22 protein-coding genes and 1 pseudogene are annotated in these 21870 nt (G+C 69.3%); 21 read left to right on the forward strand and 2 right to left on the reverse strand.

The window, feature by feature from the left end; genetic code table 11:
* The first annotated feature begins 124 nt into the window (after positions 1-124).
* Entirely contained in the window at positions 125-850 is a 726-nt protein-coding gene (locus tag H2Q94_RS05500; RefSeq protein ID WP_243792733.1) for a response regulator transcription factor, read from the forward strand.
* On the forward strand, positions 844-2286 hold the full coding sequence (locus tag H2Q94_RS05505; RefSeq protein ID WP_243792737.1) for a sensor histidine kinase: 1443 nt from the start codon (positions 844-846) through the stop codon (positions 2284-2286). Before H2Q94_RS05500 ends, H2Q94_RS05505 begins: the two co-directional genes overlap by 7 nt.
* Before the next feature lie 270 nt (positions 2287-2556).
* Here H2Q94_RS05505 and asnB read toward each other — a convergent pair whose 3' ends face one another.
* Positions 2557-4392, reverse strand: coding sequence for an asparagine synthase (glutamine-hydrolyzing) (asnB, locus tag H2Q94_RS05510; protein WP_243792742.1), 1836 nt, complete (start codon positions 4390-4392; stop codon positions 2557-2559).
* Between the two features lie 353 nt (positions 4393-4745).
* Here asnB and H2Q94_RS05515 point away from each other — a divergent pair, with 353 nt between their 5' ends.
* The 7 genes from H2Q94_RS05515 (at position 4746) to H2Q94_RS05545 (ending at position 12613) form a co-directional block, all read left to right on the forward strand.
* Positions 4746-4883: a hypothetical protein gene (locus H2Q94_RS05515; RefSeq protein ID WP_243792747.1), complete on the forward strand. Its 138-nt coding sequence runs from the start codon at positions 4746-4748 to the stop codon at positions 4881-4883.
* A complete protein-coding gene (kdpF, locus tag H2Q94_RS05520; RefSeq protein ID WP_243792748.1) occupies positions 4880-4975 on the forward strand; it encodes a K(+)-transporting ATPase subunit F in 96 nt (31 codons plus the stop codon). The genes H2Q94_RS05515 and kdpF overlap by 4 nt, the downstream gene beginning before the upstream one ends.
* A complete protein-coding gene (kdpA, locus tag H2Q94_RS05525) occupies positions 4975-6636 on the forward strand; it encodes a potassium-transporting ATPase subunit KdpA (RefSeq protein ID WP_243792749.1) in 1662 nt (553 codons plus the stop codon). Before kdpF ends, kdpA begins: the two co-directional genes overlap by 1 nt.
* Complete coding sequence (gene kdpB / locus H2Q94_RS05530; RefSeq protein WP_243792750.1) at positions 6633-8696, forward strand: potassium-transporting ATPase subunit KdpB; 2064 nt, start codon at positions 6633-6635, stop codon at positions 8694-8696. The genes kdpA and kdpB overlap by 4 nt, the downstream gene beginning before the upstream one ends.
* Before the next feature lie 44 nt (positions 8697-8740).
* Positions 8741-9349: a potassium-transporting ATPase subunit C gene (locus H2Q94_RS05535; protein WP_243792752.1), complete on the forward strand. Its 609-nt coding sequence runs from the start codon at positions 8741-8743 to the stop codon at positions 9347-9349.
* Positions 9350-9434: 85 nt separating this feature from the next.
* Positions 9435-11936 (forward strand): DUF4118 domain-containing protein, encoded by a 2502-nt coding sequence (locus H2Q94_RS05540; protein ID WP_243792754.1) that lies wholly within the window; start codon positions 9435-9437, stop codon positions 11934-11936.
* Complete coding sequence (locus tag H2Q94_RS05545) at positions 11933-12613, forward strand: response regulator (protein WP_243792757.1); 681 nt, start codon at positions 11933-11935, stop codon at positions 12611-12613. The genes H2Q94_RS05540 and H2Q94_RS05545 overlap by 4 nt, the downstream gene beginning before the upstream one ends.
* Here the strand turns inward: H2Q94_RS05545 and H2Q94_RS05550 are convergent.
* On the reverse strand, positions 12595-12876 hold the full coding sequence (locus H2Q94_RS05550) for a hypothetical protein (RefSeq protein WP_243792762.1): 282 nt from the start codon (positions 12874-12876) through the stop codon (positions 12595-12597). The two genes, H2Q94_RS05545 and H2Q94_RS05550, sit on opposite strands and share 19 nt — an antisense overlap.
* 144 nt (positions 12877-13020) lie before the next feature.
* Between H2Q94_RS05550 and H2Q94_RS05555 the strand changes: the two genes are divergently transcribed.
* The 12 genes and pseudogenes from H2Q94_RS05555 to H2Q94_RS05610 all read left to right on the forward strand — a co-directional run bounded on the left by H2Q94_RS05555 (position 13021) and on the right by H2Q94_RS05610 (position 21645).
* Positions 13021-13872: a helix-turn-helix domain-containing protein gene (locus tag H2Q94_RS05555; RefSeq protein ID WP_243792764.1), complete on the forward strand. Its 852-nt coding sequence runs from the start codon at positions 13021-13023 to the stop codon at positions 13870-13872.
* A gap of 21 nt (positions 13873-13893) precedes the next feature.
* Positions 13894-14151 carry a DUF397 domain-containing protein gene (locus H2Q94_RS05560; RefSeq protein ID WP_243792766.1) on the forward strand — a complete coding sequence of 86 codons (258 nt, stop codon included), beginning with the start codon at positions 13894-13896 and terminating at the stop codon, positions 14149-14151.
* Positions 14152-14310: 159 nt separating this feature from the next.
* Positions 14311-14763: an SseB family protein gene (locus H2Q94_RS05565; protein WP_243792767.1), complete on the forward strand. Its 453-nt coding sequence runs from the start codon at positions 14311-14313 to the stop codon at positions 14761-14763.
* The gene (locus H2Q94_RS05570; RefSeq protein WP_243792768.1) at positions 14756-15313 is read left to right on the forward strand and encodes a hypothetical protein; all 558 of its coding nucleotides are present in this window, start codon (positions 14756-14758) and stop codon (positions 15311-15313) included. The genes H2Q94_RS05565 and H2Q94_RS05570 overlap by 8 nt, the downstream gene beginning before the upstream one ends.
* Positions 15313-15822: pseudogene (locus tag H2Q94_RS31095) on the forward strand (putative T7SS-secreted protein); the annotation flags it as partial. The gene H2Q94_RS05570 and the pseudogene H2Q94_RS31095, both read left to right, overlap by 1 nt.
* 907 nt (positions 15823-16729) lie before the next feature.
* Complete coding sequence (locus tag H2Q94_RS05580) at positions 16730-17212, forward strand: hypothetical protein (protein WP_243792771.1); 483 nt, start codon at positions 16730-16732, stop codon at positions 17210-17212.
* A gap of 225 nt (positions 17213-17437) precedes the next feature.
* A complete protein-coding gene (locus H2Q94_RS05585; protein WP_243792775.1) occupies positions 17438-17647 on the forward strand; it encodes a hypothetical protein in 210 nt (69 codons plus the stop codon).
* Between the two features lie 34 nt (positions 17648-17681).
* Positions 17682-18389, forward strand: coding sequence for a hypothetical protein (locus H2Q94_RS05590; protein ID WP_243792777.1), 708 nt, complete (start codon positions 17682-17684; stop codon positions 18387-18389).
* A gap of 205 nt (positions 18390-18594) precedes the next feature.
* Positions 18595-18957, forward strand: coding sequence for a hypothetical protein (locus H2Q94_RS05595; protein ID WP_243792778.1), 363 nt, complete (start codon positions 18595-18597; stop codon positions 18955-18957).
* A gap of 51 nt (positions 18958-19008) precedes the next feature.
* The gene (locus H2Q94_RS05600; RefSeq protein ID WP_258718663.1) at positions 19009-19560 is read left to right on the forward strand and encodes a DUF3558 domain-containing protein; all 552 of its coding nucleotides are present in this window, start codon (positions 19009-19011) and stop codon (positions 19558-19560) included.
* A gap of 19 nt (positions 19561-19579) precedes the next feature.
* Positions 19580-20839, forward strand: coding sequence for a PPE domain-containing protein (locus H2Q94_RS05605; protein ID WP_243792783.1), 1260 nt, complete (start codon positions 19580-19582; stop codon positions 20837-20839).
* 2 nt (positions 20840-20841) lie between these two features.
* Positions 20842-21645: an ESX secretion-associated protein EspG gene (locus H2Q94_RS05610; protein WP_243792785.1), complete on the forward strand. Its 804-nt coding sequence runs from the start codon at positions 20842-20844 to the stop codon at positions 21643-21645.
* Positions 21646-21870: the final 225 nt, after the last annotated feature.

Below are 21870 nucleotides of genomic sequence, written 5' to 3' on the forward strand. Positions count from 1 at the left end.
TGCTCGGCCCCTTCGACCGGTCTGATCGGTCGAAGGGGGCTGTCACCTCAGGTGGCTGCTGGTGCCCGGTGGGTTCCCAGCTTCCGTTCAGCAAGTCCCCAGACGAGTAAGAGATCCTGGTCCAGTGGTTGATGCGAATGCCCCGTCGGCGCGGGTACTGGTCGTCGATGACGAACCCAACATCCTCGAACTGCTCACCGCCGCGCTGCGGCTGAGCGGATTCGAGGTGCGGGGTGCCGCCAGCGGAGCCGAGGCGTTGCGCGCCGCTGGAGACTTCCGGCCGCACATCGTGGTGCTGGACGTGATGCTGCCGGACCAGGACGGGTTCACCGTGGCCCGGCGGCTGCGCGAGGGCGGTGACGCCGTGCCGGTGCTGTTCCTCACCGCGCGGGACGCCGTGGAGGACCGCATCGCCGGGCTCACCGCGGGCGGCGACGACTACGTGACGAAACCGTTCAGCCTGGACGAGGTGGTGCTGCGGCTGCGCGCGATCCTGCGCCGAGCTCAGCCCGCGCAGATCGCCGAGCCGGATTCGCGGTTGCGCTACCAGGACCTGGAGCTGGACGAGGACACCTACGAGGTGCGCAGGGACGGTCGGCTGGTGAACCTGTCGCCGACGGAGTTCAAGCTGCTGCGCTACCTGCTGATCAACGCCGAGAAGGTGGTCAGCAAGGGCCAGATCCTGGACCGGGTGTGGAACTACGAGTTCGGCGGGGACAGCCGCATCGTCGAGTCCTACATCAGCTACCTGCGCCGCAAGGTCGACTTCACCTCGCCCGCGTTGATCCACACGATCCGCGGTGTCGGCTACGTGCTGCGCATTCCGCCGGAGGAGCGGGCGCGATGCTGAACCGGATGCGGCGGTTCACCCGCACGTTGCGCGGCAGGCTGCTGCTGGTGCTGATCGGAGCCACGGTGGCGGGGCTGCTCGCGATGGGCTTCGCGAGCCACCTGCTGCTGCGGGATTCCTTGATGGACAAGCTCGACGGCCGGCTGCACGAGATGTCCCGGCCGTGGCTGGACGATCGGCATCCCCGGCCACCGGACGACGATCCGGCGCGCGGCCCCGGCCTGCCCACGGATTTCCGGGCGTTGTTCTTCACGCCGGAGGGCCGGTTGTGGCGGGTGCTCGGGCAGACGGAGACCGACCAGGGCCAGCCGATGATCCGCAGACCAGGTCCGGAAGGGCAGGTCATCACGGTTCCCGACCGCTCCGGCGGCGCGGATTGGCGGGTGCTCACCGAGACCCGGTCGGACGGCGAGAGCGTGTCGCTGGCGCTGTCGACCGGCGACGTGAATCTGACCCTGCAATGGCTGATGATCATTGAACTGGTGGTCGGCGCGATCGTCGTGGCGGTGCTCGCGGTGGTCTCGATGATCACGGTGCGGCTGGGGCTGCGGCCGCTGACCCGCATCGAGCACACCGCGCACGCCATCGCCACCGGCGAGCTCGACCGGCGCATCGCCGACCAGGACCCGAGTACCGAGACGGGCAGGCTCGGCGCGGCGCTGAACACGATGCTGGGCCGCCTGGTCGCCGCGTTGCAGCAGAGCGAGCAGTCCGAGCATCGGCTGCGCAGGTTCGTCGCGGACGCCTCGCACGAGCTGCGCACCCCGCTGACCTCGATCCGCGGTTTCGCCGAGCTGTACCGGCGCAGCGAGTCGCCCGGCGAGCAGGACGTGCGGCTGATGATGTCGCGCATCGAGAGCGAAGCGGTCCGGATGGGCGACCTGGTGGAGGACCTGCTGCTGCTGGCCCGGCTGGACCGCGAGCGCACGATCGACCTGGTGGACCTGGACCTGGTGCCGCTGGCGCGGGACGTCGCCGGGGACGCGCGGGTGCGCGACACCGGCCGCGAGATCGAGCTGGTGGTGCCGGAGCGGGCGGTGCGGGTGCTCGGTGACGGGCCGCGGCTGCGGCAGGTGCTCACGAACCTGATGACGAACGCGCTGGTGCACACGACGCCGGGAGCTCCGGTGCGGGTCGAGGTGGAGCACGGGGCCGCGCGCGACGACGTGTTCGCGGCGGGCGCCGCGATCGCGCCGGGTGCACCGATGGGCGTGGTCTCCATCAGCGACGGTGGTCCGGGCATCTCGCCGGAGCACGCGCGGCGGATCTTCGACCGGTTCTACCGGGTAGACGACGGCCGCGAGCGCTCCGAGGGCGGCACCGGCCTCGGCCTGGCGATCACCGCCGCCATCGCCGAAGCCCACTACGGCCGCGTGGAGCTCACGACGAACCCGGCGGGAGGCTCCACCTTCCGCCTCCTCATCCCGCTGAGCTGATGATCGAGGGATCGCCCCGCCGTCACGTTGTGGACGATTCCCGCAATTTCGCGAGAGATCGAACCACCCGAACGAGGTGAACCCACCGACTCGCGGGCGTCGTACCGGCGCTGAACAGCCGGAACAGTTGTCCACATGGGGTGTCCGACACGCCGGGTCCCTTCGATCTCTCGCGAAATTGCGGCCCCTCGGCGGGGGTGCGAGTGAACGGACCGTTCGCCCAACGGCATTGGACGAACGGTCCGTTCACTCATCGCACGGCGAGCTGGATCAGAGCTTCACCGTCGGGTTGTGCTGGTCGAACCAGACGGAGACGTCGAGGGCGCGCTCGAACACGTTCCGAGTGGGGGTGTCCACTTCGGACGGGTCGAGGTTCGCGGCCTCGCGCACCCAATCGGCGTTGAGCAGCTCCAGGGCGCGGTCGCCGTTGGAGATGAGCTCCTTGACCTGCTTCTGCAGCTCCGCGGCGTACGCCGGGTCCTGAGTGGACGGGTACGGGCTCTTGACCCGCTCCACCACCGACTTCGGCAGCACGTCGGCGGAAGCGCCACGCAGCAGGCTCTTCTCCCTGCCGTCGAAGGTCTTCAGCGACCACGGCGCGTTGAACACGTACTCGACGAGCCGGTGATCGCAGAACGGAACCCGCACCTCCAGGCCGACGGCCATGCTCATCCGGTCCTTGCGGTCCAGCAGCATCCGCACGAAGCGAGTCAGGTGCAGGTAGCTGATCTCGCGCATCTTCGCCTCGAACGGGCTGTCGGAGTCCAGCTTCGGCATGGAACCGACGGCCTGCTCGTACTCCGAGGAGATGTAGCCGGGGATGTCGAGCGTCGCGGCGATCGACGGGTCGAGGATCCGGGTGCCCTCGGCCTGCTGGGTGTCGAACGCGGCCAGCCACGGGAAGGTGCGGGCCTGCTGCACCTGCGGGTCGTGGAACCACTTGTAGCCACCGAAGACCTCGTCCGCGGACTCACCGGACAGCGCCACCGTGGAGTGGCCGCGAATGGCCTTGAACAGCAGGTATAGCGAGTTGTCCATGTCCCCGAGACCCATCGGGATGTCCCGGGACTGCACCGCCGCGCGCCGCACCGCGGGGTCGGCGAGCGCCTGCGGGTCGAGCACGATGTCCTGGTGCTGGGAGCCGACGTGCTTGTGCACGTCCTGGACGAACGGGCCGTCGGGCGTCGCACGCATCTCGTCGGGCTTGAAGTTCTCGGTCTGCCCGAGGAAGTCCACGGCGAAGCTGCGGACCTTCTCGCCCTGCTCGGCGAGCTGCTGAGCCGACAGCGCGGTCAGCGCGCTGGAGTCGAGACCGCCGGACAGCAGCAGGCAGCGCGGCACGTCGGCGACCAGCTGGCGGCGCACGATGTCGTCGAGCAGTTCGCGCACGTGCGCGACGCTGGCCTCCTGGTCGTCGTTGTGCTCGGTGACGTCGAGGCTCCAGTAGGTGTGCTCGCGCAGGCCGTTGCGGTCGAAGGTGACCACGGTGCCGGGCACGACTTCGCGCATGTTCTGCCAGATGGCCTTGCCGGGCGATTTGGTCACGGAGAACAGTTCGCGCAGCCCGTCGGCGTCGACGACCTTCTCGACCTCGGGGTTGGCCAGGATCGCCTTCGGTTCGGAGCCGAACAGGATCCCGTTCTCGGTCTGCTGGTAGTACAGCGGCTTGATGCCCATCCGGTCCCGGATCAGCAGCAGCTGTTCGGTGCGGGTGTCCCACACGGCGAACGCGTACATGCCGTTGAGCTTCTCGGCGACGCCCGCACCCCACTCGAGGTAGCCGTGCAGCACGACCTCGGTGTCGCTGTCGGTGTCGAAGTGGTGGCCGCGGCGGCGGAGTTCGTCGCGCAGCTCGGTGAAGTTGTAGGCCTCACCGCTGTAGACCATGCCGACCTTGCCGTCGGGGGTGTCGACTTCCATGGGCTGCGCGCCGCCGGGCAGGTCGATGATCGCGAGCCTGCGGTGGCCGAGCGCGGCGTGCGGCTGGACCCAGGTCCCGGCGCCGTCCGGCCCTCGGCAGGCCATGGTGTCGCACATCGCGTCGATGACGGGCTGTTCACGGGTGAGGTCTCGGCGGAAGTCGATCCAGCCGGAGATGCCGCACATGGGCGTAGCTCCCTTCGCGAAAGGTCCTTATTTAGTCAAGGTAACTACATTGTTGCATCGAGGAAACCATTTTTCGGCTGTGGATTTTCGGCGACATAACGCCAAGACCAGCCAAAACGGGCGAAAATCCGTAGCTGTGCGTGTTCAGTGCAGGCGTCTGGGCAGGTAACGCGGCTGTAACGCGTGGCCCGCGTCCGCCCGGGTGAAAGAGGCCACTCGTCCCTCACGCGAGTGAGGCCGGGCCTTCCGGACCTCGGCCCGAGGTCGCCCGTAAGGGACGCGTCAAGACCGCGGGCCACCGCGTCAAACCGGTGTCAGGGACCTGTCCAGCCCGTCTCGGCGGGACTTGAGTGGTGTGCAGCGGGCGCCACCGGGGCGCCCGGTGCATCGAAGAAGGGGGCGCAGCGATGGCCGACCCGGCCTGCGCCGTGCTGCTGATCGGCGGGTTCCTCGTGCTGGCGCTGACCTTGCGCGGTTTGGAGCGGTTGTGATCGCCCTCGTGGCCAACATCGCGGGCGGCGTACTCGCGTTGCTGCTCATCGCGTTCCTGTTCGTCGCCCTGATCAGGCCGGAGAAGTTCTGATGTCCACCTTCGCTGTCGGGACGGCCCAGTTCGGCCTCCTCGTCCTCGCCCTCGCGGCGGTCCACCGGCCGTTCGGCGACCACATGGCGCGCGCGTACACCGACGACCGGCATTGGCGAGTGGAACGGCGCCTCTACCGCCTGCTGCGCGTGGACGGCGACTCCGGCCAGAGCTGGACGACCTACGCCGCCGCCGTGCTCGGCTTCTCGTTCGTCTCGGTCGTGCTGCTGTACCTGCTGCAGCGGTCGCAAGCGTGGCTGCCGTTGAACTTCGGGCGCGGAGCCGTCGAGCCCGCGATGGCGTTCAACACCGCCGTCAGCTTCGTGACCAACACGAACTGGCAGTCCTACGTGCCGGAGCAGGCGCTCGGCCACACCGTCCAGCTGGCCGGGCTCACCGTGCAGAACTTCCTGTCCGCCGCGGTCGGCATGGCCGTGGCCGTCGCGCTGGTGCGCGGGTTCAGCCGCTCCGGCACCGACCGCATCGGGAACTTCTGGGTGGACCTGACCAGGGGAGTGGTGCGGATCCTGCTGCCCGTCGCGGCGGTGGCGGCGGTGCTGCTGGTCGCGCTGGGCGCGGTGATGAGCTTCGCACCGGGCCTGCACGCGGTGGGCCTGGACGGCCGGCCGCACACGATCGCCACCGCGCCGGTCGCGAGCCAGGAGGCCATCAAGGTGCTCGGCACCAACGGTGGCGGCGTGCTCAACGCGAACTCGGCGCACCCGTTCGCGAACCCCGGTGGCTTCAGCGACCTGGTGCAGGTCTTCCTGATCCTGCTCATCCCGACCTGCCTGACCCGCACCTTCGGCACGATGGTCGGCGACCGCCGGCAGGGCCGGGCGTTGCTGGCCGTGATGGGCGGGCTGCTCGCTGCGATGCTCGCGATCGCGTGGTGGGCGGAGGCGCACCCGAACGGTCCGGCCGCACTGGCCGCCGGTGCGGCGACGGAAGGCAAGGAAACCCGCTTCGGGACGTACTTGTCCGCCCTGTTCGCCGTCGTCACCACCGGTACTTCGACGGGCGCGGTGAACTCGGCGCACGACAGCCTCACCGGTCTCGGCGGCGGCGTCGCGCTGCTAAACATGCTGCTCGGCGAGGTCGCGCCCGGCGGAGCGGGAGCGGGGCTCTACGGGATCCTGGTGCTGTCCGTACTCGCCGTGTTCCTGGCCGGGCTGATGGTCGGGCGCACACCGGAGTACCTGGGCAAGAAGCTCGGCCGCCGCGAGATCACCGCCGCCGCGCTGTCGATCCTGGTGATGCCCACGCTGGTGCTGCTCGGCGCCGGGACCGCGATCGCGCTGCCCGCGACGTCGGCGGCGATGGCGAACTCCGGCGCGCACGGCCTGTCCGAGGTCCTCTACGCCTACGCCTCGGCGGCCAACAACAACGGCAGCGCGTTCGCCGGGCTCACCGCCACCGGCGACTTCTTCCAGGTGACGTTGGCGCTGGCCATGCTGTTCGGCCGATTCGTGCCGATCATGGCGGTCCTGATGCTCGCGGGCACGCTCGCTCGGCAGCGGCGCGTCCCGGCCACCGCCGGAACCCTGCCGACCACGGGTCCGCTGTTCGCAGGCCTGCTCACCGGCACCGTCGTCCTCGTCGCCGCGCTGACGTTCTTGCCCGCGCTGGCGCTCGGCCCGATCGCGGAGGCATTGGCATGACCACCGTCCTCACCCCACCGGAAAGCCCGGCGCCGCAACGTGAACGCAGTGTCGCCGCCGGTTCGTTCAGCCCGCGCCAGCTCCTCACTTCGCTGCCTCGGGCGCTGCGGAAGCTGCACCCGCGCCACCAGCTCGCCAACCCCGTCATGTTCGTGGTCTGGGCGGGCTCGGTGCTGGTGACGCTGCTGACCCTGGTCGAACCAGGCGTGTTCAGCGTTGTCGTCGCGGCGTGGCTGTGGTTCACCGTGCTGTTCGCGAACCTGGCCGAAGCTGTCGCTGAAGGACGCGGCCGGGCGCAGGCGGATTCCCTGCGCCGCACCAGGTCCGAGGCCGTGGCACGCCGGATCGGGGAGCACGGCGAGGAATCCGTCGCAGGCACCGCGTTGCGCGTCGGCGACCGCGTGGTGGTCGAGGCCGGCGAGGTGATCCCCGGCGACGGTGACGTCGTCGAAGGCATCGCCACCGTCGACGAATCCGCCATCACCGGGGAATCCGCGCCGGTGATCCGGGAATCCGGCGGGGACCGCAGCTCCGTCACCGCGGGCACCGCCGTGCTCTCGGACCGGATCGTGGTGCGGATCGGCACCGCGCCCGGCGAGACCTTCGTGGACAAGATGATCGCGCTCGTCGAGGGCGCTCGGCGGCAGAAGACGCCGAACGAGATCGCGCTGACGATCCTGCTGTCCACGCTCACGATCATCTTCCTGCTCGCGGTCACCGCGCTGCAGCCGATGGCGGGCTACTCGGGATCGCTGCTGTCGGTGGTCACGTTGACGGCGCTGCTGGTGTGCCTCATCCCGACCACGATCGGCGCGCTGCTGTCGGCGATCGGCATCGCGGGCATGGACCGGCTGGTGCAGCGCAACGTGCTCGCGAAGTCGGGGCGCGCGGTGGAGGCCGCCGGTGACGTGGACACGCTGCTGCTGGACAAGACGGGCACCATCACCTTCGGCAACCGGCGGGCCACCGAGCTGGTGCCGGTCGGCGCGGCCTCGGAGCGGGAACTGGCCGAGGTGGCGAGCCTGTCCAGCCTCGCCGACCCCACTCCCGAAGGCGTCAGCGTCGTCGAGTTCTGCCGCGAGCACTTCGGCGACCTGCCCGCGGAGTCCGGCGAGGCGGTCGAGTTCACCGCGCAGACCCGGATGAGCGGCATCGACCTGCCCGGCAGGCGGATCCGCAAGGGCGCGCTGAGCGCGGTCGGCGACTGGGTGCGCGTCGCCGGGGGCACGGTCGAGTCCGAAGTGGACGACGTGGCCGACGGCATCGCGCGGGACGGCGGAACTCCGCTCGCCGTCGCCGAGGAGCGCGGCGGCGCCGTGCGGGTGGTCGGCGTGATCCGGCTGTCCGACGTCGTCAAACCCGGCATGGCGCAGCGGTTCGCGCAGCTGCGGCGGGTGGGCATCCGCACCGTCATGGTCACCGGCGACAACCCGCTCACCGCCGCCGCCATCGCGCGGGACGCCGGCGTCGACGACCACCTCGCCGAGGCGAAGCCGGAGGACAAGATGGAGCTGATCCGCCGCGAGCAGGCGGACGGGCGGCTGGTGGCGATGACCGGCGACGGCACCAACGACGCGCCAGCGCTGGCGCAGGCCGACGTCGGCGTCGCGATGAACACCGGCACCGCCGCGGCCAAGGAGGCGGGGAACATGGTGGACCTCGACTCCGACCCGACCAAGCTCATCGAGATCGTGGAGATCGGCAAGCAGCTGCTCATCACGCGCGGGGCGTTGACGACGTTCAGCATCGCCAACGACCTGGCGAAGTACTTCGCCATCCTGCCCGCGCTGTTCGTGGCGATCCACCCGCAGCTGGGGCGGTTGAACGTCATGCAGCTGGCGACGCCGTCCTCGGCGATCATCTCGGCGGTGATCTTCAACGCGCTGATCATCGTGGCGCTGATCCCGCTGGCGCTGCGCGGCGTCCGCTACCGCCCGGCGAGCGCGGCGTCGCTGCTGCGCCGCAACCTGCTCCTGTTCGGCGTCGGCGGAGTGATCACCCCGTTCCTCGGGATCTGGCTCGTCGACCTCGCCGTCCGCCACCTCCCGGGGCTGGGTTGACCGGTGCCGTCGGAATTCGAAGAGCGCGCGCGAGATGGGGAATCATGTTCATGACTTTGCTGCGGCAGGCCGGGACCGGGCTGCGGGTGCTGCTGGTGGCGACGGTGCTGCTCGGCGTCGGGTACCCGCTGGCGGTGTGGGGCGTGAGCAGGCTGCCCGGGCTGCACGACCACGCGGAGGGTTCGCCGCTGGTGGTGGACGGCCGGGTCGTCGGTTCCGAGCTGATCGGGGTGGACCCGGTGCCCGCGAACCCGGCTCGGGACCCGTTCTTCCACACCCGCCCCTCGGCGTCGGCGGACGGGAACTTCGGTCCGGGTGATCCGGCCACATCCGGCGGTACGAACCGGAGCGCGGACAACCCCGAGCAGCTGGCCGCCGTGCAGGAACGCCGAGCGGCCGTCGCCGCGCGCGAGCGGATCTCGCCCGCAGCGGTCCCGGCGGACGCGGTCACCGCCTCGGCGAGCGGTGTCGATCCGGGCATCAGCCCGGCCTACGCGGAGCTCCAGGCGCCACGGGTCGCCCGCGTGACGGGCCTGCCCGAGCAGGAGGTGCAGCGCCTCATCGCCGAGTCCACGACGGGCGGACTGGCCGCCGAGCGCACGGTCACCGTCCCCGCGCTCAACGCGGCCGTGGCCGCCCGCACCACCGGATGAGCGCCGTGCCGAGTGCGCGGCGCCCACGACCGGCAGGATCGGACCGCGGGCGGCCGGAGGCGCGGCCGGCGCGGGAAGGGACGAGATGAAGCGGGGCGAGCTGCGGATCTACCTCGGCGCCGCGCCGGGTGTGGGCAAGACGTACGCGATGCTCGGCGAGGCGCGGCGGCGCAGCGCGCGCGGCACCGACGTGGTCGTCGGCTTGGTGGAGACGCACGGCCGGGAAGAGACGCGGCGCCTGCTCGACGGCCTGGACGAGGTGCCGAGGCGCACCCTGACGCACCGCGGTGTGCCCGTCACCGAGCTCGACCTCGACGCGGTCCTGGCGCGAAAACCCCAGGTCGCGGTGATCGACGAGCTCGCGCACACCAACGCCCCCGGTTCTCGCAACGAGAAGCGCTGGCAGGACGTCGAGGAACTGCTCGAAGCGGGCGTCACCGTGCTGTCCACGGTGAACGTGCAGCACCTGGAGAGCCTCAACGACGTCGTCGAGTCGATCACCGGTGTGCGCCAGCGGGAAACGGTGCCCGACGAGGTGGTGCGCCGCGCCGAGCAGATCGAGCTGGCCGACATCACCCCGCAGGCGCTGCGCCGCCGCTTGGCGCACGGCAACGTGTACGCCGCCGACAAGGTCGACGCCGCGCTGGGCAACTACTTCCGCACCGGGAATCTCACCGCGCTGCGCGAGTTGGCGTTGCTGTGGCTGGCCGATCAGGTCGACGTGGCGCTGCGCCGCTACCGCGCGGAACGGCACATCACCGACACCTGGGAGGCCAGGGAGCGGGTCGTCGCGGCGATCACCGGGGGAGCGGAGAGCGAGACCCTGATCCGCCGTGCCCGCCGCATCGCCGCCCGCGCGGGCGCGGAGCTGCAGGTGGTGCACGTGCTGCGCGGCGACGGCCTGGCCGGTGCCTCCCCGGCGAACTTGGCCCGGGCACGGCGGGTCGCCGACGACGTGGGCGCGAGCTTCCACACCGTCGTGGGCGACGACGTCCCGGAGGCACTGCTGGAGTTCGCCCGGGGCGCGGACGCGACGCAGCTGGTGGTGGGCACGTCGCGCCGGTCGCGGTGGGCGCGGGTGGCGGCGGAGGGCATCGGTTCCACGGTCGTGCAGCGCTCCGGCAGGATCGACGTGCACATGGTCACGCACGGCCAGGCCGGTGCCCGCCCGTTCCGCCGTCCCCCGCGGAATCCGCTGTCCCGCACGCGCCGCGCGTGGGGTTGGGCGTTGGCGTTCGTACTGCCGACGCTGGTGACGTTGCTCAGCGCGCTGCTGGGGGACTTCGAGCTCTCCACCGACGTGGTGGGTTACTTCCTGGCGACGGTGGTGGTGGCGTTGATCGGCGGGGTCGCTCCGTCGTTGGCGACGGCGCTGCTGGCGGGCGGGTTGCTGAACTTCTTCTTCACCGAGCCGCGGCATTCGCTGGCGGTGAGCCGTCCGGCAACGCTGGTGACGGTGTTCGCGATGATCGGCGCGGGCCTGATGGTGGCGGTCGTGGTGGACCGCGCCGCCCGGTTGGCGGAGCGCGCGGCCCGCGACCGCACGGAGGCGACGCTGCTCGCCTCGTACGCGCGCACGGTGCTGACCCATCCGGATCCGCTGCCGCGCTTGCTGGAGAAGCTGGTGGAGAACTTCGGCCTCTCGTCGGCGGCGCTGCTGGAGCGCGGCGGCGACGGCTGGCACATCGCCGCGTCCATCGGCCCCCGCCCGTGCACCCGCCCGGATCAGTCCGATGTGGACGTCGAGGTGACCGCCGACGTGCACTTGGCGCTCGGGCGGCCGGACGGGCGCGCGCTGCCCGCGGACGACCGCACGGTGCTGGAGGCGGCGGCGGGGCAGGCGCTGGTGGCGTTGCGCCAGCAGCGCATGGCGGCGGAGACGGCGGAGGCGCAGCGCCAGGCCGACGCGAACCGCCTGCGCACGGCGCTGCTCTCGGCGGTGGGGCACGATCTGCGCACGCCGTTGGCGTCGATCAAGGCGTCGGTGAGCAGCCTCCGCATCCCCGGCCTGCGACTGTCCGAACAGGACACGGCGGAGCTGCTGGCGGGCGTCGAGGAATCCACTGATCGGTTGACGGATCTGGTGGACAACCTGCTGGATTCGTCCCGCCTGGCGACGGGCGCGATCGTGCCGCAGCTGCGTCCCGTGGGCTACGACCAGGTCGTCGCGGGAGCATTGGCCGGGCTGGAGGGCCGGGAGCGAGTCGAGGTCGACACCGAGGAGTCGCTGCCCGCGGTGCTGGCCGATGTCGGCTTGCTGGAGCGGGTCATCGCGAACGTCGTGCAGAACGCCTTGAAGTACGGCGGGGACCGGGTGGGCGTGCGGGCCAGCGAGCACGCCCGCTGGGGGGAGCTGCGCATCGTCGACCACGGCCCCGGCCTGCCGGAGGACGCCGCGGAGGCCGTGTTCGCCCCGTTCGAGCGCCTCGGCGGGCACGCGGACACCGGCCCGCCCGGCGTGGGCTTGGGGTTGAGCGTGGCGCAGGGTTTCATGCAGGCCATGCACGGCACGATCCGCGCGGAGGACACGCCCGGCGGCGGTCTCACGATGGTGTTGGCGCTGCCGGTGGCGACGGAGGGGCGATGACGAAGGTCCTGGTGGTCGACGACGAGCCGCAGCTGCTGCGCGCCCTGCGCATCAACCTCACCGCGCACGGCTACGAGGTGGCGGCGGCCCCGGACGGCACGAGCGCGCTGCGGGTCGCGGCGGAGGCGAAACCGGACGTGGTGGTGCTCGACCTCGGCCTGCCCGATTTGGACGGCGTGGAGGTCATCGGCGGCCTGCGCGGCTGGACCACGCTGCCGATCATCGTGCTGTCCGCGCGCACCGAGTCGACGGACAAGGTGCACGCCCTCGACGCCGGAGCCGACGACTACGTCACGAAGCCGTTCGGCATGGACGAACTCCTCGCCCGGCTGCGCGCGGCGGTGCGCCGGTCGCACGTTTCCGCCGCCGAGGACGAACCGGTGGTGCGGACGGATTCCTTCGAAGTCGACTTGGCGGCGAAGAAGGTGCACCGCGAGGGCACCGAAGTGCACCTGACGCCGACCGAGTGGGGAATGCTGGAAGTCCTGGTCCGCAACCGCGGCAAACTCGTTGCCCAGCGGCGTCTGTTGCAGGACGTGTGGGGACCGGCTTACGCCGACGAGTTCCACTACTTGCGGGTGTACGTGGCCCAGCTGCGCCGGAAGCTCGAAGCGGACCCGAGTCGCCCCCGGCACCTCATCACCGAAGCAGGCATGGGTTACCGGTTCGAGCTCTGAGGCTCGGATTCCGCCTGGCGAGCCGCTCTCCGGGCGCGGTCCTGCTCGGCCACGGTGATCGCCTCGTCCAGCGCGCGCCGGAAGACGGCGATCTCGCTGTACCGCAACCGGAAGTAGCCCCGGTACTCCGGCCCGATCACCTCGACGTCCCCGGCGGCGACGCCGACGGTGCAGACGGCCATCTCCTCGTCGTCGTCGCTGCACCGGCACAACCACTCCCGCTGCGGCGCTCCGTCCACCAGCCGCGCGATCTTGTCGTCCATGAATACCTCCTGAGGTCGGTGGATCACGTTTTCAAGAATTGCGTGGACGCACGATCGCTCGCAATTACGCGATCGAGTGATCGCGAACGCTGATCATTCCTGCCAGGCTGGAAGCACATTTCCCGCAACGACAGGAGATCGTTGATGCCTCGCCGTCCCGGACCGTCCGCCCGGTCCCGTCGACTCGCGCAGACCCTGCGCAAGATTCGCGCCGAGAAGGGCGTCAGCGCCGCCGAAGTCGGCAAAGAACTCGGCATGTCCGGCAGCAAGATCAACCGGATCGAGACCTGTGAGATCGGCATCTACCTGGACGACCTGGAGAAGCTGCTGGACTTCTACCAGGTGACGCAGCAGCGCCGCGTCGAACTCCTCGACATCGCCCGCCACGCGGAGCAGCGCAGCTGGCTGCGCACCCGAAACGCCCACTTCCCAGCGGATTGGCAGACGTGGAGCGACTTCGAAGACGAAGCGACAGCGCTGCGGTACTACGAGCCGATGATGATTCCCGGCCTGCTTCAGACGCCGGAGTATGCGCGTTCGGTCATCGCCGCTACTGGGGGCTCGTTGACTGAGAACGAGGTTGACGAGTTGGTCGGCAGTCGAGTTGCCAGGCGGCGGCTGCTTTCCGGAGCTCGGCCGCTCGAGCTGCATGTGATCATCGAGGAGACCACTTTGCAGAGGCCCTTCGGTGAGGCTGGCTGTCGACACCGGCAGCTCCGGCATCTTGCCGAGGAAGCGGGGCGTTCGAATATCGCATTGCAACTTCTCCCCACTGATGCCGGGTTTCACGCAGGAATGGTGGGTGCCTTCATTCTTGTCGAGTACGAGGCGGAACTTGGGTCGGTATGGCTGGAACAGCTGGCTGCGAGCATCTTTCTGGACGAGGAAGAGCACCTTGAGATCTACAAGACGGTCTGGGATGAGTTGACGAAGATCGCCCTCAGTGAAGAGGAATCTGTTGATCGGTTGCGACACTTGGTCGTGCAGCCGGAGTAGCGCGGGTGACATCCTGTCGGCATGAATGATCTTCAGCAGGACCAGGTCTTATGGCGCAAGTCCAGTCGTAGCGCGAGCAGTGCCAACTGCGTCGAGGTCGCGTTCGACTGGCGGAAGTCCAGTAGAAGTATCAGTGCTGCCAACTGCGTTGAGGTGGCGGAGATCGACGCTGCCGTCGGTGTGCGGGACTCGAAGGAGCCGCAAGGTGGAGTGCTGGTGTTCCCCTCTCGGCGCTGGAAAGACTTCCTCGCCGCGCTCGGCGATGTGCACGCCGTGTGACGTTCTCCGAAGTGCCCTCGCGCGCCGACCTCCGCTGTTAGCGTCCCTCGGGCGTCGGCGATCAACTCATGGGGGAGGCGATCGTCGGTGGCCGGAATCGGTTGGTGCGGAAGGGAAAAACGGGAATGAACGTGAAGCTCCGGCGCTCGGAGGTGCCGGGTGCGTGAGTCGTTGACGTTGTCCGGTGACCTCCTCCAACCGGTCGCACCGGTGCCTCCCCCGAAGGCGGAGCCGACGCTTCAGCCGGATTCGCCGCCGGAACCCGAGCCGGTGCTGGTGCTGGCCGCGCGGCGGTGGCAGCGGGCCGAGAACCGGCCCGACCCGACGTTGCTGCTGGCCACGTTGCGGAATGCGAAGCTGCACCTGCACGCGGAGGCCACCACGGTGCTGCTCGGCGGGCTCGAGTGGCTACCGGTGTTCTCCACGCGGCAGCGGGCCGCCGACTTCGCCGGAGTCGCCGGACTCGCCGACGCGGACGGCACCGTGGAAATCGTTGCGCTGCCCGCGAAACGGCTGTTCGAGCATTACCTGCCGCCGGGCGTGGGCGTCGTCGTCGACTCCGGCGAGGAACACCAGCTGGTGCTGGCCGCGGAGGAGGTTCGCGATGCCTGAGGGGAACTTCGGAATTGACCCGGCCGCGTTGGACGCGGTGATCGCGGGACACGAGCAGACGGTGCAGGCACTGGCCGACCTGATTCCGGGCATCGGCGAGTACGCCGCCGACGCGGGTTCGGCGCAGGGGCTGCAGATGCTGGCGCTCAGCGCCGGTGACCTCGGCGAGGAGTCCAAGGTGCAGGGCTCGCTCGCGAAGTTCTGCCTCCAGTGGGAGCACGGCTTGGGCAGCCTGCTGCGCACCGGGCAGGAGATCGCCGATCAGCTCACCGAGGTCGTGAAGGAGTACCGCGGTCAGGATGACGAGGTTTCGGGACTGTTCAAGGAGATCTACATGACCGCGATGTCGCCCGACCAGCAGAAGGTCGCGGGTGCCCGCGACCTGAGCTGGGGCGAGATCGGACTGGCCGCCGGACCCGACTACGGCGGCTGGGGCGAGGAGTTCAACGAGGTCGGCGAGTCGGTGGGCCAGGCCGGTGACGACGTGTGGACGGCGGCGCAGACCGGCGCCGAATACATGAACCCGGCTATCCGGCAGGGTGATCGTTGATGGCGGTGCAACTGGGCGACACCGACGACCCCACCGAACTCGTACCCGGCGACGTCGCGGGAACCGGGGACAAGGCGAACACGTTCCGCCGGATCGCCGACGGTCTCGGCGCGGTACAACGCTTCGACTCCGAACACGCCTGGACCGGGCCGGCCGCCGACGCCTACCGCAAAACGGTGCGGGACGAGCAGCAACGCTGGGACGTGGCGGCTGCTGCTTTCGAGAAGGTCGCGACCGCGCTCACCGATCACGGCAACGCGTTGCGCTCGGCGCAGAACGAGGCCGCCCGAGCCATCGAACTGCACCGGCAAGGCGAACAGGAGAGCAGCCGCGCCGAGAAATCCCACGCGGCCAAGGTGGAATCGGCCGGCCCCGCAGACCAGATCGCGCCGTTCCAAGACCCCGGCGCCGCGAAGCGGGCGGAAGCGCAGGCGATCCTGGAGCAGGCGCGAGCCGAATTCCGCTCGACGAGCTCCGCCACCGCCACGGCCTTGCAACAGGCCGGCGAGAGCGCCCCGGACCCGTCGTTCATGGAACGAATGGGCGACGCCCTGCGCGGCACGGCGGGCACCTGGGTCGAGGGCTACAAGAGCTTCACCGGCGGGGCGCTCGGCGCGGTGGGCGAGATGGGCATGGGACTGCTCGGCGCGGCCGCGAAACCCCTGCACTTGATGAACGACCCGGCGGCCACGATCTCGGCGGGCTTTGCGACCGGCGCGGGAGTCGTGCACATGGTCACCACGAAGGAAGGCTGGGGCCAGACCATCGGCACCCTCGACGAGTGGAAGAAGGACCCCGCCGCCGCCCTCGGCAAAGCCACCGCCAACATCGGCACCACCGTCGCCGGCGGCGGCGCGGGTGCGGGCGCGAAAGCGGCCGGACTCGGCGGGAAAGTGGGCAGAGTCGGCAAACTCGCCCCGGAAGCCCCCTCGGGGAGCCCGTTCGACTGGACGCCGCCGGTGGAGAAGCGCAGCCACTTCGACCCTCCCTACGGCTACGACGAGCACGGCCCGCGGTTGAACCGCGATCGGCCGGACCCCGAACCGGAGCCGGAGCCGCAGCAACGCGAGACGCCACCGGAACCCGGGCCTAGGCGAGGCCACCCCGAAGACCGCGACGTGCTGGACCCGTACAACCCGGACGAGAACTCGTACGATTTCGAACCGGAGTCGCCGCGAGAATCAAAACCGGTTGCGCCGCCGCCAGCGGTAATTGAAGAGCTGGGGCGGGCACGTTCCATGTTGGAAGAAGGAGTGGCGGAGCTGGACAGGTTGGCAGCGTTTGATTCACCTGACCTGCCTAGGCAGCACGAGAAGGTCGCCGCGTTGGCGAGGCGGGTAGACGAGTTGGCAAAGCAGGCTGGGAGAAGCGGTGGATAACGAGTTGTCCGAAACCGGGCGTCCCTACGCTCGGCGAGTGCACGTATTCGGCCCAGTGCCGCAGGAACCCGGCCGCGTCGATTTCCAGGAGGCGCTGGTGACGTGGTCCCGCATCGATCAGGAACAGGTGCGGGTGGAGCTGACAGGGCCTTTCGGTGAGCTCGACGTGGTGGAGAGCAACCTGTTCATGGCGTTGTTGCAGCTGCGCACACAACTCCAAGGGAAGAAGTGGTTGATGTACGTCAACGCCGCCCGTCGTGATGCGTGGGGCCCCACCGATCTGAACCCGTGCGGTGTTGACGAAGTCCGGGTCTCGCCCGACTTGAACGGCCCGGCCGCCGCCGAGCCGCTCGACGCACTGGGTGTTCCATCCAGCCCGGACCACATCGGTGGGGCTTCCGTCACTGAACAACTGCTCTGGCACCAGGAGTGGGTCGGTGTGCTCTCGTCGGGCCAAATGAGCTGGACGGACTTGGACCGGTCCCGCAAGGAGCCCAGGGCATCGCGAGGCTCATCTTGACCGTCCGTTGATCTCGCGAGCTCCGGTGGATCTGGCCGATGCGTCTCGGGTTTGAGTCATGTGGGCGGGCAGGTCTGGAGAGGAACAGAACGAACGTGGTGGTACAGCCCGAGCCTGCTCAGCGGCACGTCCGCGAGGTTCAGGTCTACGGACCCGCTCCGACCGATGCTGGGACTTCGGTGTTCCAAGAAGGCCCGGTTGACCTGGGTGCGCCTAGGAACCGGCGTGCACGTTGAGTTGGAACTCCCGACGCGGACGGTCAGCTCGCCCGGTGCCGACGTGTTCTCCGCGCTGATGGTGTTGCGCGCCGACCTCCACGACGGCGGCTGGGGCTGGTCCGTTCTCGTGAACGCTTCCTTGATCACCGCAGGGGGACCTACCGAGGAACATCCGTGTGCGGTCGACCAGGTCCGGATATTTCGGAAGTTCGGGTGAGCCGCCGGACGCGGATCCGGTCGACGCATTGGGCATGCCCGCGTCTGCGGAGCGCGGCTACGAATACAGCCCGAGGTTGCAGTGGAGTTTACGAAAGAGCTGGGAGGTTGGCGAGGAGGCGGGATTCGGTGGCAGGGAAGAGTATTTGCACGTCATCGAGTCGATGCGCCATGGCAAGAGACGGACGAAAGCTGACCGTGACGCGGTCCGGAACGTTGCGGTGAAGCCTGGCAAAGCTGGTGGATACGTACCGGACTGCCTGCCCACCGAGCAGCAGCGGAACGAAGTACTTCCCCACGCGGAAGAGATCTACGTGCGCGGGCGTGTGCCGAGAGAGAACAAGGAGCGGGTGAGGGCTTTGGCGGAGTGGGGCCGCCGTGACCGGGGCGGCGTGCACCTGCGGCTCACCGGCCCGTTCGGCCAGTACAGCGCTGAGGAGGACAATCTGTTCGAGGCGCTTCGAAAGATCCGTCTGGATCTGTACGTGGACGCCTGGGACGTGCTGGTGAACGCCGCTCTGCGTCGAGCGTGGGGCAGCAACGAAGCCTTTCCTCGCGGGATCGCCCACGTTCGGATCTATACCAACGTGACTCGCCCGCCGATGAAGGAGCAAGTCGACGCCTTGGGCACGCCGGAGAACGTCGACGAGGTCGACTTTCACCTGATAAGCCAAGAGACTTGGCATCATAGGTGGGCTGGCCCAAAAGGGTTCGGGGGCAATAGAGCCTCGTGTCAACGTTGACGAACCGCGGGCGCGGGTTGAACTTCGGCGGTTCCGCAGCCGCTGACCTCCCTGAGGCGGACCGTGGTCGGTCGAGGAGCACCGATCGGGTGGTGGCCGTGGGTTCCGTGTGAAGTTCGCGGAACTCGGGTCGGGGGTGGAACCGGCGCTGCTACTGTCTGCGTCGCACTGGTGATCAGCAGCCGCGACTTGGGGGTTCCCCGCGATGACCGCACCAGCACCGCCCCCCGCTCCGGGCGGGCCGGGCCAGACCATCACCGTCACCCCGGAGAACGTCCTGGCAGCACGCCGGGTGATCGGGGAGGCGGCCGAGGACGCGCAAGCCAAATTGGGTCGCCTCCGGAAAGATCTCATGGTCCGGCCTGCGGCCGATGACGACATCAGCTCGACTGCGTCCGCTGTGTGGAACAAGAATCTGGTGGTCGGTCCGGAGTCCCATTTCGAGCGGCTGCACTCCTACGTCCTCCAAGTCCAGGACCTCGCTAACCAACTCGGCGAAGCGGCCAAGGCTTATGGCTTCACCGAGGAAGAGATCGAAGCTTCGTTCAAGTTCAGCGACGTGCGGTAGGGAGATTTCGACGTGCTTTCGCGGCTCTGTCGCTGGGTGACGGTGGCAGCGGTGGTATCGCTGTCTGCGACCGGATGCGCACTTGATCAAGGCGGAGGGGACGAGCCCTCCGTGTCTCCGGCTCCTCAACCTGCTCCGCAGCGCCCGCAGGAGTTGGCTCTCGCCGGTAAGCAGAGCGCGGACATGTGCAAGTTGCTTCTGCCGGAGCAGCAGGTTCAAGTTGGCGTGGAGCGGTCGGATCCTGCGCCTGCGGGCAGTGCCCCCGGCTGCATTTGGCTGAGCGTTCCAGGCGTCAAGCCTGACGTGACGATCGAACTAGAAGCCCTGGACATGGGGTTCGAGGAAGCCGTCGGGCGCGCTGGGGAGCCTTTCCCGGAGACAGCCGCCAGTTACGAGATCGACGGCTTCAAAGCAGAGCAAGGGCAAGAAGGCGCGGGTCTGGAATCGCTCGGATGTCGTGTCGACGTCGATGTGGCACAAGGCCAGACACTCGAAGTCTTCTACAGCCCGACGCTTTCCGGCACCGTGACCAACCAGGACATGTGCGCGAAGGCGAAGCAGGCGGCGGAGTTCGCGGTGACCAACCTGCAGGCGCAGGGCTGAACGAGCTGAGGGGGCTGGCGTGGAGGACTTGAATCCGATTCGGAACCTCCGGTTCCAGGGTTTCGACATTCCTGAGCTGTTGAGCTGGATCGGAAAGATCAAGGACGGGCGCGGCACCGAGTCGATGGACCAGGCCGCGACCGCTTTGCAGCAGTGCGCGCAGATCGTCACGGACCTCGACGACACCCTCCGCGTCGAACTCGGCAAGTTGCAGATCGAGTGGACCGGCAACGCCGGTGCCATCGCGCAGGAGGCCACCGCGAAGCAGTCGGCGGTGATGCAGCAGTCGCAGGACCCGCTGGCGACCTCGGCGACCAGCGTGGAAGCGCAGGGGCGCGGGTTCGAATCTGCGAAGAACACGCTGCCGAACCGCAACGAGATGCACAACTCCGAGTCCGAGAACTTCCTGGAAAAGGGCGCGGGCGTCTTCGGCTACACCAGCGACTACGACGAAGAGGCCAAGAAGATCGACGGCCGCAAGCAGGTCGCTCAGCAGGCCCTCGGCTCGTACCGGGACACGACCGTCACGCAGGCCGAGAGCTTCCAGCCGATGCCGGAGATGCAGCCGGCGGCCGTCACCGCTCAAGCCGCGGCGCCCAGCGGGGGCGCGGGCTCGGGGATCGGGACGTTCGCCTCGCCCGACGGGGGCGGCGGTTCCGCCGGCGTCGGTGGCGCCGACAACGCGATCGGCGCGATCAGCGGTCGTTCCGGCGGCCGCACCGGTGGCCGCACCGGTGGCGGCGGTGACGCCCCGATCGGCGGCGGGCGCAGCGGCAACAAGGACGAGCACGAGCGCGCGACCGGCGGCGACCCCGACACGAACCCGCACGACGACCCGAAGCAGGGTGGCATGGGGCTCGGCGGCATCCTCGGGATCGGCGCCGGAGGTGCCGCGGTCGCGGGGCTCGGCGCGGTCGCCGCGAGCAAGATGCTCGGCGGCAAGGCGGGAACGCCCGAAGGCAGTGTGCGCGGCGGTTCCGCGGGTGCCGACAAGGGCAAAGCCGGGTCGCTGCGCGGTGGCTCCTCCGGTGTCGGCGGGGGGCCGGGTGACACGACCGCCGGGCGCACCGCGAGTGGTTCCGCCACCAGCAAGCCCGCTCCGGGCTCCGCGATGGGACCGGCCGCCACCCGCGGGCAGGGCGGTTCCGGCGAGGACGCCGAGCACGAGAACAAGTACTACGAAGAGGAAACTCCGTTCGACGACAACCGACTCGTCGCCCCGCCGGTGTTCGGCGCGGACCACGAGCCCGGTGACGACGACGAACCGAAGAAGGGTTGACGGTGCGACCCGGAGCAGACGCCGAACCGATCGTGCTGTCCACACTGGAATTCGATGTGGCGTGCGAATCGGAAGGGCTCACCGAGCGCAGGCACATCGTGCTCACCGTGCCCAGCCCGGGTGCCACGCACACCGAGCGGGCCGAACTCCTCTCGCAGGTGTGGCCGCAACTGCGGTCGCGCAAGCTCGCCGAACCCGGCAAGGACCGGCTCGACGAGGACTTCGCCGACCTGCTGGTGCTGCTGGACCGGCCGCAGCTCGCCGTCGACCTGCGGATCTGGGCTCCGGATCGTTCGATCCGGGCGCTCGGCTCCGCCAACGGCAACACCGGACTGGTGACCATTGTGGACGGTGATGTCGTCGAACTGGCGCCGGTGCGGGGGAGTTCGCTGCCCGAGGCCGTCGTGTCCGTCGCCGGAGACGGCCCGCCCGGCGGCGGGCGGCCGGTGAGCGTGCCGCACGACGTGCTGATGGACGCCAGTGCTCGCGCCGGGCAGGACATGCGGGTGTTCGCCGACGAGCTGCGCGGGCTCGGCGTGGAACCGGACGACGCGGAGATGCTGTCCCGGATGGCCGACGGCATGGGCATGCGCGGGCAGTTCGGCGTCGAACACACCCCGAGCCGCTCGGCGAAACCCGTGCGCTCGGACCGCGTCGTCGGATTCCACGACACCCCGGCCGGACGTTACCTGCACTCCGTGCGCGCCAGCGGCGACGGCAGGCAGTGGAGCACCGTCGCGCCCTGCGACAACCAGCGCCTCGCCGAATACCTCCGCGAACTCATCACCGACACCGTCGAGGACTGAACCGCCGGGCGACCTCCTTCGCCCACTCCCGCCGGTCGAAGGGGGCGTTCACTCGGTGCGGCCGGTGGAGTCGATGCCTCCTTCGACCGGTCCTACAGGCGGAGGAGGCATTGACCTGTTCGCATGGTGTGGAGCCGCGCGGCACATGATCAGTCGGACTTTTCGGACGGGTAATCGGTTGCCGTGCATCGATTCCGGACCAATGCTGGTCATCGTCGGCACCGT

Origin of the sequence: Saccharopolyspora gloriosae (genome assembly GCF_022828475.1) — a bacterium.
In the GTDB taxonomy this organism is placed as follows: domain Bacteria; phylum Actinomycetota; class Actinomycetes; order Mycobacteriales; family Pseudonocardiaceae; genus Saccharopolyspora_C; species Saccharopolyspora_C gloriosae_A.

What these genes read in the sequence shown, in the direction of transcription:
- H2Q94_RS05505 (WP_243792737.1), top strand. Translation starts at nt 844, where the DNA reads ATGCTGAACCGGATGCGGCGGTTCACCCGCACGTTGCGCGGCAGGCTG.
- asnB (WP_243792742.1), bottom strand. Translation starts at nt 4,392, where the DNA reads ATGTGCGGCATCTCCGGCTGGATCGACTTCCGCCGAGACCTCACCCGT.
- kdpA (WP_243792749.1), top strand. Translation starts at nt 4,975, where the DNA reads ATGTCCACCTTCGCTGTCGGGACGGCCCAGTTCGGCCTCCTCGTCCTC.
- kdpB (WP_243792750.1), top strand. Translation starts at nt 6,633, where the DNA reads ATGACCACCGTCCTCACCCCACCGGAAAGCCCGGCGCCGCAACGTGAA.
- H2Q94_RS05535 (WP_243792752.1), top strand. Translation starts at nt 8,741, where the DNA reads ATGTTCATGACTTTGCTGCGGCAGGCCGGGACCGGGCTGCGGGTGCTG.
- H2Q94_RS05540 (WP_243792754.1), top strand. Translation starts at nt 9,435, where the DNA reads ATGAAGCGGGGCGAGCTGCGGATCTACCTCGGCGCCGCGCCGGGTGTG.
- H2Q94_RS05545 (WP_243792757.1), top strand. Translation starts at nt 11,933, where the DNA reads ATGACGAAGGTCCTGGTGGTCGACGACGAGCCGCAGCTGCTGCGCGCC.
- H2Q94_RS05550 (WP_243792762.1), bottom strand. Translation starts at nt 12,876, where the DNA reads ATGGACGACAAGATCGCGCGGCTGGTGGACGGAGCGCCGCAGCGGGAG.
- H2Q94_RS05555 (WP_243792764.1), top strand. Translation starts at nt 13,021, where the DNA reads ATGCCTCGCCGTCCCGGACCGTCCGCCCGGTCCCGTCGACTCGCGCAG.
- H2Q94_RS05560 (WP_243792766.1), top strand. Translation starts at nt 13,894, where the DNA reads ATGAATGATCTTCAGCAGGACCAGGTCTTATGGCGCAAGTCCAGTCGT.
- H2Q94_RS05570 (WP_243792768.1), top strand. Translation starts at nt 14,756, where the DNA reads ATGCCTGAGGGGAACTTCGGAATTGACCCGGCCGCGTTGGACGCGGTG.
- H2Q94_RS05590 (WP_243792777.1), top strand. Translation starts at nt 17,682, where the DNA reads ATGCCCGCGTCTGCGGAGCGCGGCTACGAATACAGCCCGAGGTTGCAG.
- H2Q94_RS05595 (WP_243792778.1), top strand. Translation starts at nt 18,595, where the DNA reads ATGACCGCACCAGCACCGCCCCCCGCTCCGGGCGGGCCGGGCCAGACC.